Origin of the sequence: Limnohabitans sp. 2KL-1, assembly GCF_003063435.1 — a bacterium.
Lineage (GTDB): Bacteria > Pseudomonadota > Gammaproteobacteria > Burkholderiales > Burkholderiaceae_C > Limnohabitans_A.
In genome coordinates this window covers 213778-231451 of sequence record NZ_NESL01000001.1, presented here as the reverse complement: position 1 = coordinate 231451, position 17674 = coordinate 213778, and the positions used below count along the sequence as shown (strand labels likewise).

Below are 17674 nucleotides of genomic sequence, written 5' to 3'. Positions count from 1 at the left end.
TAAAAAGTGCAGCTCTTCAATAGCCGCGAAGGGCTTTCAGTGCGGCCACACCGGCTGCGGGGAAATCGCTGAACACGCCGTCAATGCCGAGGTTCATGTAGTACTGAATCTCGGTTTTGACGTCCTTGAAGCCCAGGTCATAACCGCCGCTGTCACCCCGGAAGGTCCAGGTGTGAACGAGCAGGCCTTTTTGGTGGGCCATCTCGATCACACCCGTTGAGCCGTCCACGCGGCGATCGATGTCGGTGATTTTTCCATCACCCGAACGGTCCACTTTGTCGTTCACGGTCTTGACCAGGTAAGGCTTCCAGGGGCCGACGGCATCCGCATAGGTCTTGATGAAGTCCAAGCCGCTGGCCGTGACCAGGTCTTTGAAAGTACGGGCGTCTTTGCTGACCACAAAGTCATAAGGCTGACGCCATGGGTTGTACGTGGCGGTATCGACATGGATGCTGCCGTCGTCGAGCACATCGTAAGCATCGACCAACTGCACCAGTTTGATGCTGGTTTTGGTGTTCAGATACTGCAGGTTCGCCACTTCAAATGACTGAATGAACACCGGGGCCGTGGCCACATTGCCGTAAGCCGCATGCAGGGTGCTGACCAGCTTGTCTTCAAACACGTTTTTGCCAAAACCCACATCCGTGGCGTGGAAGGTGGAGTGCTTGATTTCGGGATAAATGCCGACCGTGCGGCCGACTTTGGCACCTTCGGTTTTGGTCAGTGCAATCACCTCGTCCAGGGTTGGAATCGAGAACAGACCGTCATACACCTTGGAGCGCACGCCCACCGGCTGAATGGCGCGCAAAGTCTTGATTTCAGCCAAAGTGAAATCGCTGGCGAAATACGCGGTCTTTGGCTCGCCATCCAGATTTTTGGTGGTTTTGCGGTCCGCAAACTTGGTGGCCACATCCGTGGTGCCGTCCAGAATCGGCTCATGGCGAGCGATCATCACGCCGTCTTTGGTCAACACCAAATCAGGCTCCACGAAATCGGCACCTTGGTCAATGGCGGCTTTGTACGCCTCCAGGGTGTGCTCAGGAAAGGTGCCTGATGCGCCACGGTGACCAATCACCAAAGGCGCCTCGCCTGACAGGGTTTTGAACAGCGGTGCGCTGTCGCCGCCGCATGCTTGCAGCATCAGCACAGATGCCGCAGCCATCCAGTATTTGATCTTCATGTGAACTCCAGTGGATTTGCTCAACGGGTCTGACAAGACCCTTTGAAAACCACCGAAGTTTGCAGCGCCCCTGTGACTTCTGGATGACGTTTGAAAGAAGATTCAAAGTGCTTGGAGCCAGCCCAAACCCCGCGAAGTGCCGCCCGCCGATGCGTCGGCCGGGTTGTATTCGCAGCCGATCCAGCCGTCCCAGCCGCACTCGGCCGACACCCTGTCGATGGTCCGGAAGATGTGCGGCCAGTTCACCTCGCCCGTGCCCGGTTCGTGGCGGTTGGGCACCTCGGCAATCTGGAAATGACCCACTCGGCCCGTGGGCAGGTACTGGGCGATCTTGGCGCTCAGGTCGCCTTCGACGATCTGGCAATGGAACAGGTCCATCTGTACCTTCACGTTGGGTGCGCCCACGGCCTGCACGATGCGGTGTGCGTGGTCTTGGCGGTTGAGGTGAAAGCCCGGCACGCTGCGGGTGTTGATCGGCTCGACCAGCACATCGCGCCCGGCCTTGGTGGCCTCAAGAGCGGCCCATTGCAGGTTGCTGATGAGCGTGGCGTCAAACGCCTCGGCACTCGCGCCTTCGGCACGCAGGCCCACCATGGCGTGGATGCGCGGGCAGTTCAGCACTTCGGCGTAAATCAGGGCTTGTGCAAAGCCGGTGCGAAACTCGGCCTCGCGCCCGGGCACGCTGGCCGTGCCCCGTTGGCCCGTTTCCCACGCCTTGCCAAAGCTGTCGGTATCGGTACCGCCCGGCGGGGCGTTGAACAGCACCTGTTGCAGGCCATTCCCCTTCAAACGGGCGGCCAGCTCTTGCGCAGGAAAGGCGTAGGGAAACAAGTACTCCACGGCCTTGAAACCGTCCCGGGCTGCCGCTTCAAAGCGGTCCAGAAACGGCAAATCGGGGTACATCATCGAGAGGTTGGCGGCAAATTGAGGCATGTACAACTTTCAGTTTTTACCAACGTGCACCAAAGGTCTGGCGCAAGTCGTCTATTTCATGGGCTTGCAGCGCGGGTGTGCCCGGCTGCAGCAGCATCAGCCGGGCGGTTTCTTCCAGCTCTTCGAGCGTGGCCATGGCCGCAGCGGGCGTGTCGTGCCACACATTGGGCCCCAGACGGGGCAACATCACAGCGCGGATGGGCGTGCCGCGCGCGGCGTATTGGCGGATCAGCTCGGCCACCTCGTGCGCCGCATCCGGGCTGCCGGGGCGGTGGTAGCGCACCAGCGGCACATGACCGACTTTCATCGCAAAGTAGGGCGTGATGGGCGGCAACAGTTCAGGGCCTGGCGCATTCAGGCTGAGCGCGACGACATGCGTGCTGTGGGTGTGGATCACACAGCGCGTGTGGGCATCGTGCTCACACGCAGCAGCATAAATTTGGCGGTGCAGGGCCATGGTTTTGCTGCCCTTGTCGCCGCTCACTTGTTGGCCTTGCAGGTCCAGCTTGGCCAAACGTGCCGGGTCCAGAAAACCCAGACACGCGTCGGTGGGCGTGATGAGGAAGCCGTCATCGAGCCGCACGCTGATGTTGCCCGCCGTGGCGTGCACGTAGCCGCGCTCAAACAGGCTGCGGCCCAGACGGCAGATCTCTTCGCGGGCCTGGGTTTCATTCATGCAGGGTCTCCGAAATTCGTGGGGGTTCCGAGTGCAGTGGCCGCCTTGTCGGGGCTGAAGCCGCCGACCTGCGAGGGTTTCGGTAGGTCGGCGGCTTCAGCCCCGACATGCTTGCTGCCCCGCTGTGCGCACCTGTCACCGCAAAACCCCAAACGCTTTGCTGAAAAAATCCTCGGTGCCGAAGTTGCCCGATTTGAGCGTAATGTGCACGCCGCCGTTTTCAGAAGGCGCATGGCACCACGGCACGCCGGGGTCAATCTGCGGGCCGATTTGCAGCTGCGCAATGTCCAGCGCCTGCACACAAGCACCCGAGGTTTCGCCACCGGCCACCACCAGCTGCTTCACACCCAAATCGACCAGGCCACGCGCCACCGCAGCCAACGCGTGTTCCACCAAAGCGCCCGCTTCGGCCACGCCCAGCTGCGCCTGCACGGCTTTGACGGCTTCAGGTTCGGCGGTGGAGTACACCAGCACCGGACCGTCTTTCAAAAGCGGCTCAGCCCAGGCCAGCACCTGCTGCACCACGGCGCTGCTTTGGCCGTTCATCAGTGCCGCCGGGTTGATCGCCATGGCGGGGCGGCCAGTTGCTTTGAAGTTCGCCACCTGCGCGTTGGTGGCCAAAGAGCAGCTGCCCGAGACCACCGCCTGCAAGCCACGGGCCACTGGCAATTGGCTGGCTTGCAGCGAAGGCTTCAAGCCAAAGTTGGCGGGCAGGCCAATGGCCACGCCCGAACCTGCGGTGACGACCGGCATGCCCTTCAAGGCAGGCCCGAGGCGATGCAAGTCTTCGTTGCTGGTCGCGTCCACCACGGCCACGCCCACACCTTCGGCACGCAGCGCGGCGATGCGTTCGCGAATCGCCGCTTCGCCCTGTGCCACGGTTTTGTAGTCGATCAAGCCCACCTTGCGCTTCGTTTGCGCCTGCATCACACGCACCAAGTTGGCGTCGGTCATGGGCGTGAGCGGGTGGTTTTGCATGCCCGATTCATTGAGCAGCACGTTGCCTGCGAACAGGTAGCCCTTGAACACGGTGCGGCCGTTGTCCGGGAAGGCGGGTGTGGCGATGGTGAAGTCCGTGCCCAACGCGTCCATCAGCGCCTCGGTCACGGGGCCGATGTTGCCTTCGGGCGTGCTGTCAAAGGTGGAGCAGTATTTGAAATAGATCTGCTCTGCGCCCTGCGCCTGTAACCACTTCAAAGCGTCGAGTGATTGCGCAATCGCATCGGCGGCGGGAATGGTGCGCGACTTGAGCGCCACCACCACCGCATCCACATCGGCCGCTAGGGAGGCCGTGGGCACGCCAATGGTTTGCACCACCCGCATGCCCGAGCGCACCAGGTTGTTGGCGAGGTCTGTGGCGCCGGTGAAGTCGTCGGCAATACAGCCCAGTTTCAATGTTTTGGTCATGGTTGGCTTGTGTTTGGTGTTGTTGTGGGAGGCCGCCCCTGCGGCCGAACGCATACGCGCGCAGGGGCAAGCGCCCACAACGGTCAGGCACTTTTTTTCTTCGGCAGTTCGATGCCCGGAAAGATCTTGATCACCGCGCTGTCGTCTTCTTTGGCGAAGCCCGCCGTGCTCGCCTGCATGAACATCTGGTGCGCGGTGCTGGACAGCGGCAGCGGGAACTTGCTGGCACGCGCCATGTCGAGCACGATGCCCAGATCCTTCACAAAAATGTCCACGGCCGACAGCGGTGTGTAGTCGGCCGCCAGCACATGGGCCATGCGGTTTTCAAACATCCAGCTGTTGCCCGCGCTGTTGGTGATCACCTCGTACAGGGCGGCCGGGTCCACACCCTCGCGCATGCCCAGCGCCATGGCTTCGGCAGCGGCCGCGATGTGCACGCCCGCCAGCAGCTGGTTGATGATCTTGACCTTGCTGCCCGCGCCTGCGCTGTCGCCCAGCTTGTAGACCTTGGCGGCCATGGCGTTCAAGAAGGGCTCGGCCACGGCATAAGCCTCAGGCTTGCCCGCGGTCATCATGGTCATCTGGCCAGAGGCGGCCTTGGCCGCGCCGCCCGAGATGGGCGCGTCCACATAGCGCAGGTCCATGGCCTCCAGCCGCGCTTCGAGTGCCACCGACCAATTCGGGTCCACGGTGGAGCACATCACGAACACGCTGCCCGGCTTCATGCTGGCCGCGCAACCAGACATGCCATCGGGGGTGGTGCCGTCGCCAAACAGCACGGCTTCGGTTTGTGCGGCATTGACCACCACCGACACCACCACGTCGCACGCAGCACCCAGCGAGGCCAGCGAGTCGTGCGCCGTGCCGCCCGCATTCGTGAACGCCTCGGCCACCTCGCGGCGCACATCAAACACCTGCACGCTGTGCCCAGCGCGGCGCAGCGATGCGGCCATGCCCGAGCCCATGGCCCCTAAACCGATCAATCCTACTGTCGTCATGTCATTTCTCCAGAGTAAAGCGCCCAACGCGCATGTAGTCCCATTGCGGGTGTCAATCCAGCGTGATCTTGGCGAAAGCCGCCACTTTTTTCCACTGCGTGGTGTCAGCCTGCATAAAACTGGCCAGGCCTTGGGCGTTGGCCCAAGCGGGCTCTGCGCCGGCTTTGAGCATGGCCGCCCTCACCTCGGGCTGGCTGGCCACACGTTCCAGCGCTTGTTCCAGCTTTTGCGCAACCGGTACAGGCAGGCCCGCAGGCGCTGCCACACCGAACCAGGCAAACACCTGGTAGCCCTTCATGCCCGCTTCTTCCATGGTGGGCACATTGGGCAAAGCGCTGCTGCGCTGGGGCGTGGTCACGGCCAGGGCTTTGAGCTTGCCGCCGTTGATCAGGCCCAGCGCCGAGGGCAGGTTGTCGAACATCATGTTCACTTCGCCCGCCATCAAGCCCGTGAGACCTGCGGCCGCACCCCGGTAAGGGATATGTGTGACGAACGCACCCGACTGGCTTTTGTACAGCTCGGCGCTCAGGTGCAGCGAGGTGCCCTGCCCGTTCGAGGCGTAATTGAGCTGACCTGGTTTGGACTTGGCCAAAGCCGTCAATTCAGCCAGGCTGTTGATGCCCGCAGTCGGGTTGACCACCAGCACATTGGGCACGCGGCCCAACAACGCCACCGGGACAATTTGCTCGGGCTTGTAAGGCAGTTTGCTGTACAGCGCCGGGCTGATGGTGAGCGGGGGGGAAGCCATGAGCAAGGTGTAGCCATCGGCCGCCGCACGCGCCGCCTCGGCCGCACCCAGATTGCCACCCGCACCGGGCTTGTTGTCAATGACGATGGGCTGGCCCAACTCCAGCGCCAGTTTGGGTGCGACCAGCCGGGCCATGTTGTCGATCAGACCGCCGGGCGGAAAAGGCACCACCAGCTTGATGGATCGGGCGGGCCAAGTTTGGGCCGAAGCGGTGTTGGCCAGAAATGGCGAGGTGGCGACCAAAGCAGCGGCCGCTGCGATCCAGTTTCTGCGTTGCATGGGGTGTCCTGATGCGAATTGATCAGGTCATCATACAAATTTTGAATGGACTTCGCATCAGGGAGATCACGGGGCAAGTGTGGGTGTGGGCACATTTTGGGCATGGGTCAACGACGGCTCCCAGCCTGAACCAGTGATCCATCCAAAATGGGGGTGCCGTCAATTTCTAGGGTCTGCTTGAGGCTGGGAGCAGACATTCAATCGTCGCAAGTGACTGTCCACGGCCGACTCGTTGCGGACCTTGGAAGGCGTTATTCGTAAAGGCTTATCGGGCGACTACAGTGAAAGTCGGCTCATAGCTCACGGGAAAATTAACTGATCGAGCAATAAAGCAAAAGTCATGAACTTTATGGTGAAGTTCGCCAGCAAATTCCAAATCTGCGCCTTCTTGCACCGAAATTTTCGGACGGAGAACTGCAGCAAGAAACCGTCCTGCTCCATTCGGCAGAGTCTCGCCATGGCCAATCGGATCGTCACGGTAGCCTGTAACAACGATCCCAGCATTGCTCGCAAGGTGTAAATACCAAAGCATGTGGCATGCGGACAAAGCCGAAATCAGGAGATCTTCAGGATTCATCTTGGCTGGATCACCACCAAGGAGAGGATCATTCGAACAATGAATGATGTCCTTGCTGGGCAAGGCAATATCCCAAGTCCGGTCGTAACTTTTGTAAGCGCGAGTTCCTTCTCCCCGGTTTCCAGTCCAGACAATCGACGATGCGAAATCGTGTAGCTTTGCCATGTCTTGTCCTTTTCATTTGCAGCAATAGTTTCCAACTACTTTGGTTTATAGCTTAGTCCATGCCGTATCGAAGGGGCCTGTCCACCCGATCTCGCTGCGGCCTGCCGGAACTTCCGGTTCTGACCTACAGCTGCAGCTCCGCTTGCAACGATCGCTGACCGCAAACGCTGCAACGCAGGCACAGCTTTCGTTGGCTTCCAAGCCCGAAGGCGTGAGCCCAATAGCTGACATGTCATCGAGTTTCAGCAACGCACGTCATGCCCACCCAAGCACCACATCGGGCACGCACGAGCGGGTTGACAGGCCCCCAAACGCCAAGCCCAACTTGACGTTGGGGTTGGCTTGTCTCAATTGACAATGGCTTGAGAAACCAGATTTTTCATCAGTGTGCGATAGCTGGCACGCAATAGACTGGGGGACTGTGTCATCTAGACAGCGCACAATTTTTCTTTGGGTTCAGCCCAGAAAAATGTCCCTGCAAATCCAGCCCACATGAACTCGCCTGCCGAGCCATGCACAGTGGCAATACCGCAAGCAGCAGCCATTTATGCCCACACTGCCAGCACCGCCCTGGTCATTGCCTGGTGTTTTGGAGCCGTCGATCAAAACGTTGGGCGCACCCGTCAACGGGTCCTTGGCAAACGCCTCAGCCAAACGCGATGCATTGGCCGCAGGTACATGAAACCTGTGTCCTTCATTGATCAAAAGGGACACTGGGACGAAAAACCTTGGCTTTGGTTTACGCGTCTTTGACGGTGTATTGGCGGTGAGTTCGCCACAGGCCATGCCCGAGGTGTGCCTCAACAAGTCTTCAATCGTGGGCGCACTTTTGGCGGGCACCCTTTTGAAGGTCACTGCACCCGATACGGGATGGACGGAACGCCCTCCGAGTAGACCCGCTTGCCATTGCGATCAATCCTGCTGGATCGGGCCTTGGCAACTGGCCGGTGTGGATCGACACAGCCGGTCCTGTCACCCCCACAGCTGCCTTTGCTCAGAAATCCGGTACCCTCCAAAACCTCAGAACACCCTTGCCCTGTCCGGTTCCGCCCATGCACCGATTCACCCGCGTTTGGCCCCTTGTGGCCATGTTGCTGCTGCAAGCCTGCACCAGCCTGCACCAGCCTGCCGCCCGAAACCTACACCCCCAAACTGGGACAAATGGGCAAGGATGTGATGTGGCTGCCCACCCGTGATGAGTTGGTCATCCAAATGCTGACGGCCGCGCGGGTTGGCCCCGATGACGAAGTGGTGGACCTGGGCGCAGGAGACGGCAAGATCCCGATCGCGGCGGCGCGGCAGTTTGGGGCGCGGGCCTGGGGCATTGAGTACAACAAAGACCTGGCCGCACTGGCTCAGCGCAACGCGCAGCGCGCGGGGGTGGCCGACCGGGTGCGCATCGTGCACGGCGACATCTTCAAAGAAGACTTTTCCAAAGCCACGGTGGTCACCCTGTACCTGCTGGAAGAGTTGAACGCGCAGCTGCGCCCCACGATTTTGGCCATGCGCCCGGGCACGCGGGTGGTGTCCAACACCTTCTCGATGGGCGACTGGGAGCCGGACCAGGTGATCCGTGTGGGCACGAACACCGGCTATTTCTGGACCGTGCCCGCCGTGGTGGCGGGCCAGTGGACGCTGCAAGGTCTGGACCGCCGTGGCCCGGCGCGGCTGCAGCTGACGCAGCGGCACCAGCGCGTGGGCGGCACCCTGGCCTGGGGCGCGCAGGTGCAGCCCGTGCTGGGTGCCCGCATGGACGGTGCCGATTTGCATTTCAGCTTCGTCAATGGCGACGGGCAGTTGCAGGCCGCCAAGCTGCAGGTGCAAGGCCAGACCCTGAACGGCGAGCTGGTCGGGCCTTACGGCATGGTCGAGGTGCAGCCCGAGGTGGTGAAGGTTTTGGGTCAACGGGTTGGTCATTAAAAGGACTCTGAGCATGCGCTTGTTTTCGTACCGCGACCGCCCCGTGCACTTGGGGCCCTACCCGCTGGAGCGCCTGCGCCGCACCACCGCAGCCCCCGACGACAGTGCGCTGCCGCCCATGCAGGCATTGCGTTTTGCGCACGACGACCCCGAGTCGATGGCCCATGCCATGGCGCGTTACATGGCCATGTTCGACCTGGTGCGCGATGGGGCCGTGAACCCGCAAGTTGGCGAGATCCCGGCCGAGCCCGACGAACGCGCCCGGCACCTGAAGGCCGCGGGTTATTACTTTGACGCCTCGATGATGGGCATTTGCGCGCTGCCCGCGAGCGCCTGGTTGGCCGAGCCGATCCGCAACCCCGCCGTGCCTGCCTTGGGCGAAGAGTTGGCACAAAGCCAGCCCGCCAGTTTTGCGGCGGGCATGGACATGATCTTGGCCGATGTGCTGGAGTCGGCCCGCACGGTGCATGGGCCGATAGCGCACCACAGCCACGCCATCGTGATCCTGGTGGAATTTGCGCGGGACCCGAAACCCGATGAGCCCGGCTGCGACTGGCTGGCCGGCACACAAGCGCCCCGCGCCGCTGTGCTGGCGGCGCAAACGGCCGTGCTGCTGTCGAGTTATTTGCGCATGCTGGGCCACGAGGCCCGCGCCCACAGCGCCAGCTGCAGCGATGTGGACTTGGCCCGCCTGGCCTTGGCCGCAGGCCTGACCCTGCCCGATGGCGGCAACCCCTATGTGGGCCAACGCTATGCCCTGGCCGCCGTCAGCACCACTTTGGCGCTGGCCCCGGATCAGGCTCTGGCACCCCAGCAAAACCGCTGGCAAAGCCACGGCCCCGCCTGGTGGCTGGGCCAGGGCACCTTCAAAGGCGCATTCCACCGCGACGCTTATGCCCGGCGCGAGTTTCGCCAAGGGGCGCACCCGTTTGAAACGCTCAAACGCCAAGACACGCCCACCACCTTCATCGACCACGACCGGGTGCCTCGATTCCCAAAGCGGGCCGACTTTTTTGCACGCGCCTTGTTTGGCGACCTGGGCAAGTCGGTGCAAGACGACGCCAAGAACGCGCACTACGTGATGAAAAGCCCCATCGGGGCCTGTGCCCGTCGGGCACTGGGCGCATTGCTGCTCTTGCAGTTTGGCCCGGCGCGTGGCCCAGTGGCCACCAGCACTCAAGACCCGCAGCGCAACGCCGACAAGCTCAAAGCCGCTTCTTACTATTTGGGCGTGGACGCGGTGGGCCTGTGCGCCGTGCCCGAATGGGCCTATTACTCGCACGACGCGGGCGGCAACCCCATGCCGGCCTACCACGCCAACGCGCTGAATTTGTTGATCGACCAAGGCCACGAAACCATGGAAGGCGCGAGTGGCGACGACTGGATTTCGGTGGCGCAGAGCATGCGGGCTTATTTGCGGTTTTCGTTGATGGGCGGCATCTTGGCCGAGCAGATTCGGCGGCTGGGTTATTCGGCCCGGGTGCATTCGGTGCTCGACGGCGATGTGCTGCAGCCGCCTTTGTTGCTGCTGTCGGGTCTGGGCGAAGTCAGCCGCATTGGCGAGGTGATCCTCAACCCGTTTTTGGGCCCGCGCCTGAAAAGCGGCAGCGTGACCACCGACATGCCCATGGCCCCCGACCGGCCCATCGACTTTGGCTTACAAAGCTTTTGCGAAAGCTGCAACAAGTGCGCCCGCGAATGCCCGTCTGGGGCCATCACCGCAGGCCCCAAGCTGATGTACAACGGCTACGAGATCTGGAAAAGCGACGCCGAAAAATGCGCCCGCTACCGCATCACCAACGCGGCAGGCGGCATGTGCGGGCGCTGCATGAAAACCTGCCCCTGGAACCTCGAAGGCCTGCTGGCCGACAGCCTGTGGCGGCAAGTGGCCATGAAGCTGCCCGCCGCCGCACCGGCGCTGGCGCGGCTCGATGACCTGCTCGAGCGCGGCAGCATCAACCCGGTCAAAAAATGGTGGTGGGACATCGAGCTGGACAAGCGCACGGGACGCTATGTGCAAGCGCAACAAACCCACCAGCGCAGCCTGCAAAAAGACCTGGCCCTGCGCTACGAAGACCAGACCCTGGCCGTGTACCCGGCCGACAAAATGCCGCCGCCTTACCCGGTGACCTACCCGGTCAACCGCGAAGAGGGCATTGCCCGCTACCAGGCCTTGCTCACGCCCGCGCAATACCAAGCCCGCTTGGCAGCAGGCCAGACCGAGGGCTTGGCCCCAGGGCCGCAGCCCTTGCCGGCCGAGCCCCCCGTGTTTCCGGTGGTGCTGCACAAACGCGAAGAGATGGCCGAGGGCCTGGCGCGTTACGAGTTCAAAGCGCCCGATGGCCGCGAGCTGCCTGCCTTCACGGCGGGCGGGCACATCGACGTGGTGATCGCCCCCGAATACCAGCGCCCCTACAGCCTGGCGGGCGACCCGGCCGACCGCAGCCGCTATGTGCTGGGCGTGCTGCGCGAGGCGCCCGAAGCTGGTGGGCGCGGCGGCTCGGCGCTCATGCACCGGGCCTTTCGCGAAGGACGCCGAGTGTTTGTCTCGCGTCCGGTCAACCACTTTGCGCTGCACGAAGACGCCACCCACAGCTGGCTGATGGCCGGGGGCATTGGCGTGACGCCCATGATCGCCATGGCGCACCGGCTGCACGCTTTGGGCAAGCCTTTTGACTTTCACTACAGCGCAGCCAGCCGAAAGACAGCGGGCTTTCTGAAAGACCTGGCCCAAGCGCCCTGGCGTGATCGGGTGCAGTACCACTTCAAGGACGAAGGCCAGCGCGCTGACTTGATGCAGCTGCTGCCTGAGTTTGCGCCGGGCATGCATGTCTACACCTGCGGTGCGCCGCGCTTCATGGACGGCGTGTTCGAGGCCGCCACCGCACACGGCTGGCCGGGGGACGCCCTGCACCGCGAATACTTCAGCGTGCCCGAAGCCGATGCCTGGGTGAACCAGCCGTTTGAGCTGCTGTTGCAAAAATCAGGCCGTCGCCTGCAGGTGCCCGCCGAGCGCAGCGCCACAGACGTGCTGGCCGATGCGGGCCTGGCCATCGATGTGAAATGCAGCGACGGCCTGTGCGGGGTGTGTGCTGTGCCTTACGATGCCCAGGCGTCAGGCGAGGTAGAGCACCGCGACTTTGTGCTCAGCCAAAAAGAGCGGCAGCACAAAATCATCCTGTGCTGCTCACGCGCCAAGCAAGCAAAGGGCATCATTGCCCTGGATTTTTAAAAACGACAAGGGAGTGATTTCATGGACACGGTCAAAAAAGTTTTCATCACCGGCGGCACCAGCGGCATTGGCGCGGCCATTGCCCGGGCTTTTGCCGCCACCGGGGCCAGCGTGACGGCCACCGGGGCCACGCCGGCCGAAGTCGAGGCGGCGCAAGCCTTGCCCGCCAACCGCCTGATCGCCTTTCATGTGCTGGATGTGCGGCACTCGGAACATGTGCGTGCCCATGTGGGGCAATTCACCGCACTGGATGTGCTGGTCAACTGTGCGGGCGTGATCCAGCGCGGCGTCGAGCACGACCCCGAGGCGTTTGCGCAGACGGTGGACATCAACCTGAACGGCACCATGCGCGTGTGCGCTGCAGCCCGCGAGGGCCTGAAGGCGCGCCAAGGCTGCATCGTCAACACGGCTTCGATGTTGAGCTTTTTCGGCAGCGGCCTCACGCCGGGTTACAGCGCCAGCAAGGGCGGCGTGGCGCAACTGACCAAGTCGCTGGCCATTGCCTATGCGGCCGACGGCATCCGTGTGAACGCGGTGGCACCGGGCTGGATCGCCACGCCCTTGACGCAAGCCTTGCAGGACGATGCCGCGCGCAACGCCCAGATCGTGGGCCGCACGCCCATGGGCCGCTGGGGTCAGCCCGAAGATGTGGCCGACCCGGTGCTGTTTTTGGCCAGCCCGGCGGCACGCTTCATCACGGGCGTGGTCCTGCCCGTGGATGGGGGTTACCTGATTCAGTGAGGCCAAAGGGCCTGAGCTGTCGGTGCGGCCTCCTGTGCCGAACGAGGTGTGAGGTCCGGTGACCCAGCGGGATGATGGGCCCTCCAGCGGCTCAGGGCTCTGGGGCTCAACGACTCAAGGCTGCGGCCCCCAGGGGGCCGACAGCATGAGCTTGTTGTTTTGCTCACGCATCAGCGGGCGGATCTTGGCGGCAAAGGCCATGAACTCCGGGTCGGCAAACACCCCGGCCCAAAACGCGCGGCGGTCGGCGTCGTCGTCGAACTTCCAGACATGGATCAGCTCATTCAATGCGCCCACATCGCCCGTGAAATAGCCCACCAGTTTTGGCGGGTGCTTGGACAGCACAGGCCAGCCCTCGTTTTTGTAGTGCGAGATGACTTCGGACATTTTTCCGACGATCACGGAATAGGTGCGCAGCTCATAAATGGCCATGAATAACTCCAGAGGTTGAATGACCCGCTCACTGTAGGCGCGCCCAGCCCCAGCGCATGTCGGCAAGGCGACGCCCTGTCGGGTTTAGCCCGAGGCCCAACAGGCCCCTGGCCCTGTAAGATCAAAATTTCCGCCCTGCCTGAGCATCCCCCTCACTTTTTGACGGACTTCCCCCATGAACGCCCCGCTTCCTCACGCCGCCCTGTCCTCGGTTCAGGCCGCCAACCTGGCCGCCCTGCCCCTGATTGAAAAATGGATTGCCTTTGCCACCGTCTCGCGTGACAGCAACCTGGCCTTGCTGGACTGGACCGAGGCTTACCTGAAGGACTTGGGCATTGCCTGCAGCCGCACCTATGACGACAGCGGCCAAAAAGCCAACCTCTGGGCCACGCTGCCTGCGCACGACGGCGAAACCCAAATCGGCGGCTTGGTGCTGTCGGGCCACACCGACGTGGTGCCGGTGGACGGCCAGCCCTGGGACACCGACCCGTTCAAGGTCGAAATCATCGGTGACAAGATGTTTGGCCGCGGCGTGACCGACATGAAGAGTTTTGGTGCCACCTGCCTGATGATGGTGCCCGAGCTGCTGAAAAGAAAACTCAAGCGCCCGATTCACCTGGCTTTCAGCTACGACGAAGAGGTGGGCTGCATTGGCGTGCGCCGCATGATTGCCGACATGCAGGCCCAGGGTTTCAAGCCTGCAGGCTGCATCGTGGGCGAGCCCACCGGCATGCAGGTGGTCATTGCGCACAAGGGCAAGCATTCGTACAAAACCACGGTGCACGGTTTTGAGGCGCACTCCTCGCTCACGCCGTTGGGTGTGAACGCGGTCGAGATCGCCTGCGAGTTTGTGGCCAACCTGAAAAGCATGCACCGCGAGCTGGTGCAAAACGGCCCGTTTGACCCCATTTACGACGTGCCCCACACCACCATCCACACCGGCGTGATCGCAGGCGGCACGGCGCTCAACATCATCCCGCGCCAGTGCGAGGTGACTTGGGAAATCCGCCACCACCACATGAACACGCCCGAAGACCTGTTTGCACGGGCCAAAGCTTTTGGCGAAAGCCTGGTGCCCGCCATGCAGGCGGTCGCACCCGATACGGGCATCACGCACGAACTCAAATCGGTGTTGCCCGGCTTTGCCACAGCGGCCGACAGCGAGATCGCGCAGCTGTGTTTTGACTGCGCCGAGGTCGACCCGGCCAGTGGCGCGGGCAAGGTGTCGTTTGGCACGGAAGCTGCTCTGTTTCACCAAGCGGGTGTGCCCACCATCGTGTGCGGCCCCGGCCACATTGCGCAGGCGCACCAGCCCAATGAGTGGGTCACGCTGGAACAACTGGCTTGGTGCGAGCGCTTCATGCGCCGCCTGGCTGACCGGGTCTGCATAGACTGATCGCGGCCTGACTTTCAACGGACAGAAAACATCACAAGGAAACACACATGATTCAACGGCGTGAACTTTTGGCGTCCAGTCTGGGCACGGCCTTGCTGTCGGCGGTGGGCCTGGCCCAGGCCCAATCCACCAAACCGGTGCGCATCGTGGTGCCCTTTGCAGCGGGTGGCGTGCAGGACATCCTGGCCCGCGCCCTGTCGCAGGAAATGGGGGCCGCTTTGGGCCAGACGGTGATCGTGGAAAACCGCGCCGGTGCGGGCGGCACCATTGGCACGGGCTATGTGGCCCGCGCCGAGGCCGATGGCACCGTGATGGTGGCCGCAGCCGCCAGCCACAACATCGCCGGATCGCTTTACACCAAGCTGGCCTACGACCCGCAAAAGGACTTCACACCCCTGGGCCACATCGGCAGCGCCAGCTATGTGCTCATGGTGCACCCCGACGTGCCCGCCAAAACAGCCGCCGAATTCATCCGCCATGCCAAAGCCAACCCCGGCAAGATGAACTACGCCACGGCCGGTGTGGGCAGCGCCACGCATTTGTCCATGGCTTACTTCAATGGCCTGGCGGGCATCGATGTGGTGCACATTCCGCTCAAAGCCACGGGCGAGGCGATCAACGAGGTCATTTCCGGGCGTGCCCAAGCGGTGATTGCCGCCAGCATTGGTGCGCTGGCGTTTGCCAAGGACAGCCGCATCCGCTTGCTGGGCGTGACCTCGCCCAAGCGCAGCAAGTACCTGCCCGACCTGCCCACCATTGCAGAAAGCGGTTTGACGGGTTACCAGTTCGATTCGTGGTTTGGTTTGCTCGGCCCCGCAGGCGTGCCCGCAGAACAGGCCACCCGCATCCACGCCGCCGTGAGCAAGCTGCTCAAGGACCCGGTGATCCTGGAGCGTCTGGACAAACAAGGCATCGAGCCACGCGACCTGAGCAATGCCGACTTTGCCAAACTGCTGGCCGCCGACTATGTGCGCATGGCGCAGGTGGTCAAGGCCTCGGGCGCGAAGATCGACTGACAACTGGGGGGGGCGCCAGCAGCCCGACTCCCGCAAATGCCGGGTGAGGGCTCAGTCAAAGCCCCGAACCAACAGCACCGGCACGGGGCAGGTGTGCACGATCTGTTCGGAGCCACTGCCCAGCAACACCCGGCCAATGCCGCGGCGGCCATGGCTGCCCACCACCACCAAATCGCCACCCCAGTCGGCGACCGCATCGGCCACCGAATGGCCCAGGCGCTGCCCCACCCGGTCCACCAGCACGGTGTCGGCGGCCACGCCCAGTTTTTTCGCGGCCGCCAGACCGTCCTGGAGGATCTTCTGCCCCGCCTGCCGCGCTTGCTGAATCAGCTCCCCCGAATACTCATACCCACTCAGCAAGGACAGCTCGTCGATGCAATGCAGCAGGCGCACATGGGCCTGGGCGTCCTGGGCCAGGCGCAAGGCATAGTCCAATGCTTTGTTGGAAGTGTGGCTGCCGTCGACCGGCACGAGGATTTTTTGAAACACGGGCATGAAGTTCTCCAGGGATGAAAGTGCGGGCGCGCGGTTCACGCCCAAGCCGCGGCCCCGAACCAACGCCGGGGCACACGGGCTGCTTCATGCTAGAAAAAGTCGCCCGGCCTGACCATCTGCCTGTGGATGGATGCGCCTATACCGGGCTATGCCTGCACGTCAGCGCCAGGCGATGACAAGCTCCCAGCCGAGGTAAGCCAACACACACAAGAGCAACAGCACCGCCAGCCAGACCCGGTTGTGCGCGATCAGGTCGGGGCCCCGGCCTTCAAGGCGTCCGGTGAGCATGGGCAGGGCCAGGTTCTTCTGACGCCAGAAACTTTGACCGGCCAGCAGCGCCAGATGCACCCCCACCAGGCTCAGAGCGGTGTTGCCAAAAAACTCGTGCAGCGATTCAAACACTTCACCCCCCCAATCGCCGCCCCATTCGTGGAAAGTGCCGTAACCGGTCAGGGTCAGTGGCAGCACCACCGCCAGCAAGGCCACCAAGGACACCGCCATCAAGAAAACGGGGGCCTGACGCCAGGCCACGGTTGGCTGTGCGCCACCGGGCGTCCAGGCGGCCCGAACGGTTTGGAGCCAAGCCCAGGCACCACTGACTTTGCGCCCCATCGTGCTCAGGCGGTAAGGCCTGGGACCCACCAGGCCATAGACCACCCGAAAGGCCAGCAAACCGGCCACGGTGTAGCCCAGCACCACATGCACCAGACGCCAGTGTTCGCTGTCGGCACTGAGGTAGGCCCCGACAAAACTCAGGGCAAACAGCCAGTGGAACATGCGCATGGGCGCATCGTTGACCAGGCGACCGCGCCCCGGGGGTGCGGTGGGGCCGTTGGCTTGGGCTTCGTGGGCTGGGGCTGGGCCAGGACGGGGAGAAGTCAAGGTGTTCATCAGGTGCTTTCAGGTTCGGTGATTTTTCAGTCGTTCCAGGCGCGGCTTTGGCGAGCGCTCAGGCCTGCGGGGCGCTGCAGGCGGTCGTCGTCAAAAAAACCCTGCTCGGTGCCGGTGTGGCAGGCGGCGCAGTTGGCGGCGGACTTGACGCTGGGCAGTTGCCAGACAGCCGCTTCGATCTTGCGGTGCTTGCGCTCGAACCAGGCCGATTTCGTCAGTCGGTCTTGCGGCGGCGCTTCGCTCACGCGCTTGTAGGTGCCCGCGTGGGTTTGCAGCCACTGGCCGATTTCGGCCACCGTTTTGGCATCCAGCGAGGCGTCGCTGCCATAGTGTTGGTCCAGCCCCTTCATGATGCGTTGCCACGATGGGGCGGGCAGCATGCCGGGCGGGTAGGCGATGTGGCAGGCCGCACATTCGGCGGTGTAAGACGGCAGGATCTTGGCGGGCATGCGCGAACCATCGGCGTGCGCGCTGGTCAGGCCCAAGCCGGCCAGCGCGATGCAGGCCAGGGTTTGCAGGATCGGGCTGCGCATGGCCCGCTGTGGTGGGTTGAAAAGTGTGCTCATCGGAGGTGCTTTCATCATGGGC

At 62.9% G+C, this 17674-nt stretch carries 16 protein-coding genes; 5 read left to right on the top strand and 11 right to left on the bottom strand.

Going from position 1 to position 17674, the window contains the following annotated elements:
- Positions 1-16 precede the first annotated feature (16 nt).
- From B9Z47_RS01070 to B9Z47_RS01040, 7 genes are all read right to left on the bottom strand, one after another.
- Positions 17-1180, bottom strand: a complete 1164-nt coding sequence (locus tag B9Z47_RS01070; protein ID WP_108329417.1) for a glycerophosphodiester phosphodiesterase — start codon at positions 1178-1180, stop codon at positions 17-19.
- 102 nt (positions 1181-1282) lie between these two features.
- Positions 1283-2113, bottom strand: a complete 831-nt coding sequence (gene otnI, locus B9Z47_RS01065) for a 2-oxo-tetronate isomerase (protein WP_108329416.1) — start codon at positions 2111-2113, stop codon at positions 1283-1285.
- Positions 2114-2129: 16 nt separating this feature from the next.
- Positions 2130-2789 (bottom strand): aldolase, encoded by a 660-nt coding sequence (locus B9Z47_RS01060; RefSeq protein ID WP_108329415.1) that lies wholly within the window; start codon positions 2787-2789, stop codon positions 2130-2132.
- A gap of 135 nt (positions 2790-2924) precedes the next feature.
- Positions 2925-4196 carry a 3-oxo-tetronate kinase gene (otnK, locus tag B9Z47_RS01055; RefSeq protein WP_108330013.1) on the bottom strand — a complete coding sequence of 424 codons (1272 nt, stop codon included), beginning with the start codon at positions 4194-4196 and terminating at the stop codon, positions 2925-2927.
- 83 nt (positions 4197-4279) lie between these two features.
- Positions 4280-5194, bottom strand: a complete 915-nt coding sequence (gene ltnD, locus B9Z47_RS01050; protein WP_108329414.1) for an L-threonate dehydrogenase — start codon at positions 5192-5194, stop codon at positions 4280-4282.
- 52 nt (positions 5195-5246) lie between these two features.
- A complete protein-coding gene (locus tag B9Z47_RS01045; RefSeq protein WP_108329413.1) occupies positions 5247-6221 on the bottom strand; it encodes a tripartite tricarboxylate transporter substrate binding protein in 975 nt (324 codons plus the stop codon).
- A gap of 265 nt (positions 6222-6486) precedes the next feature.
- Positions 6487-6963 carry an OsmC family protein gene (locus tag B9Z47_RS01040; RefSeq protein ID WP_108329412.1) on the bottom strand — a complete coding sequence of 159 codons (477 nt, stop codon included), beginning with the start codon at positions 6961-6963 and terminating at the stop codon, positions 6487-6489.
- Between the two features lie 1080 nt (positions 6964-8043).
- On the opposite strand from B9Z47_RS01040, the gene B9Z47_RS01035 reads away from it, so the two are divergent.
- From B9Z47_RS01035 to B9Z47_RS01025, 3 genes are read left to right on the top strand one after another with little or no spacing between them, the layout of a single operon-like run.
- Positions 8044-8883 (top strand): class I SAM-dependent methyltransferase, encoded by an 840-nt coding sequence (locus B9Z47_RS01035; protein WP_233253601.1) that lies wholly within the window; start codon positions 8044-8046, stop codon positions 8881-8883.
- 13 nt (positions 8884-8896) lie between these two features.
- The gene (locus tag B9Z47_RS01030; RefSeq protein ID WP_108329411.1) at positions 8897-12115 is read left to right on the top strand and encodes a 4Fe-4S double cluster binding domain-containing protein; all 3219 of its coding nucleotides are present in this window, start codon (positions 8897-8899) and stop codon (positions 12113-12115) included.
- A gap of 21 nt (positions 12116-12136) precedes the next feature.
- Positions 12137-12856, top strand: coding sequence for an SDR family NAD(P)-dependent oxidoreductase (locus tag B9Z47_RS01025; RefSeq protein ID WP_108329410.1), 720 nt, complete (start codon positions 12137-12139; stop codon positions 12854-12856).
- Positions 12857-12970: 114 nt separating this feature from the next.
- Here B9Z47_RS01025 and B9Z47_RS01020 read toward each other — a convergent pair whose 3' ends face one another.
- Positions 12971-13288 (bottom strand): NIPSNAP family protein, encoded by a 318-nt coding sequence (locus B9Z47_RS01020; protein WP_108329409.1) that lies wholly within the window; start codon positions 13286-13288, stop codon positions 12971-12973.
- Between the two features lie 175 nt (positions 13289-13463).
- Here B9Z47_RS01020 and argE point away from each other — a divergent pair, with 175 nt between their 5' ends.
- Positions 13464-14684, top strand: coding sequence for an acetylornithine deacetylase (argE, locus tag B9Z47_RS01015; protein WP_108329408.1), 1221 nt, complete (start codon positions 13464-13466; stop codon positions 14682-14684).
- A 47-nt stretch (positions 14685-14731) separates the two neighbouring features.
- Positions 14732-15700 (top strand): tripartite tricarboxylate transporter substrate binding protein, encoded by a 969-nt coding sequence (locus B9Z47_RS01010; RefSeq protein WP_108329407.1) that lies wholly within the window; start codon positions 14732-14734, stop codon positions 15698-15700.
- A 51-nt stretch (positions 15701-15751) separates the two neighbouring features.
- Here B9Z47_RS01010 and B9Z47_RS01005 read toward each other — a convergent pair whose 3' ends face one another.
- The 3 genes from B9Z47_RS01005 to B9Z47_RS00995 form a co-directional block, all read right to left on the bottom strand.
- Entirely contained in the window at positions 15752-16195 is a 444-nt protein-coding gene (locus B9Z47_RS01005) for a universal stress protein (protein ID WP_108329406.1), read from the bottom strand.
- A gap of 159 nt (positions 16196-16354) precedes the next feature.
- Positions 16355-17086, bottom strand: a complete 732-nt coding sequence (locus B9Z47_RS01000) for a cytochrome b/b6 domain-containing protein (RefSeq protein WP_108329405.1) — start codon at positions 17084-17086, stop codon at positions 16355-16357.
- 26 nt (positions 17087-17112) lie between these two features.
- Positions 17113-17619 carry a diheme cytochrome c gene (locus B9Z47_RS00995; protein WP_108329404.1) on the bottom strand — a complete coding sequence of 169 codons (507 nt, stop codon included), beginning with the start codon at positions 17617-17619 and terminating at the stop codon, positions 17113-17115.
- Positions 17620-17674: the final 55 nt, after the last annotated feature.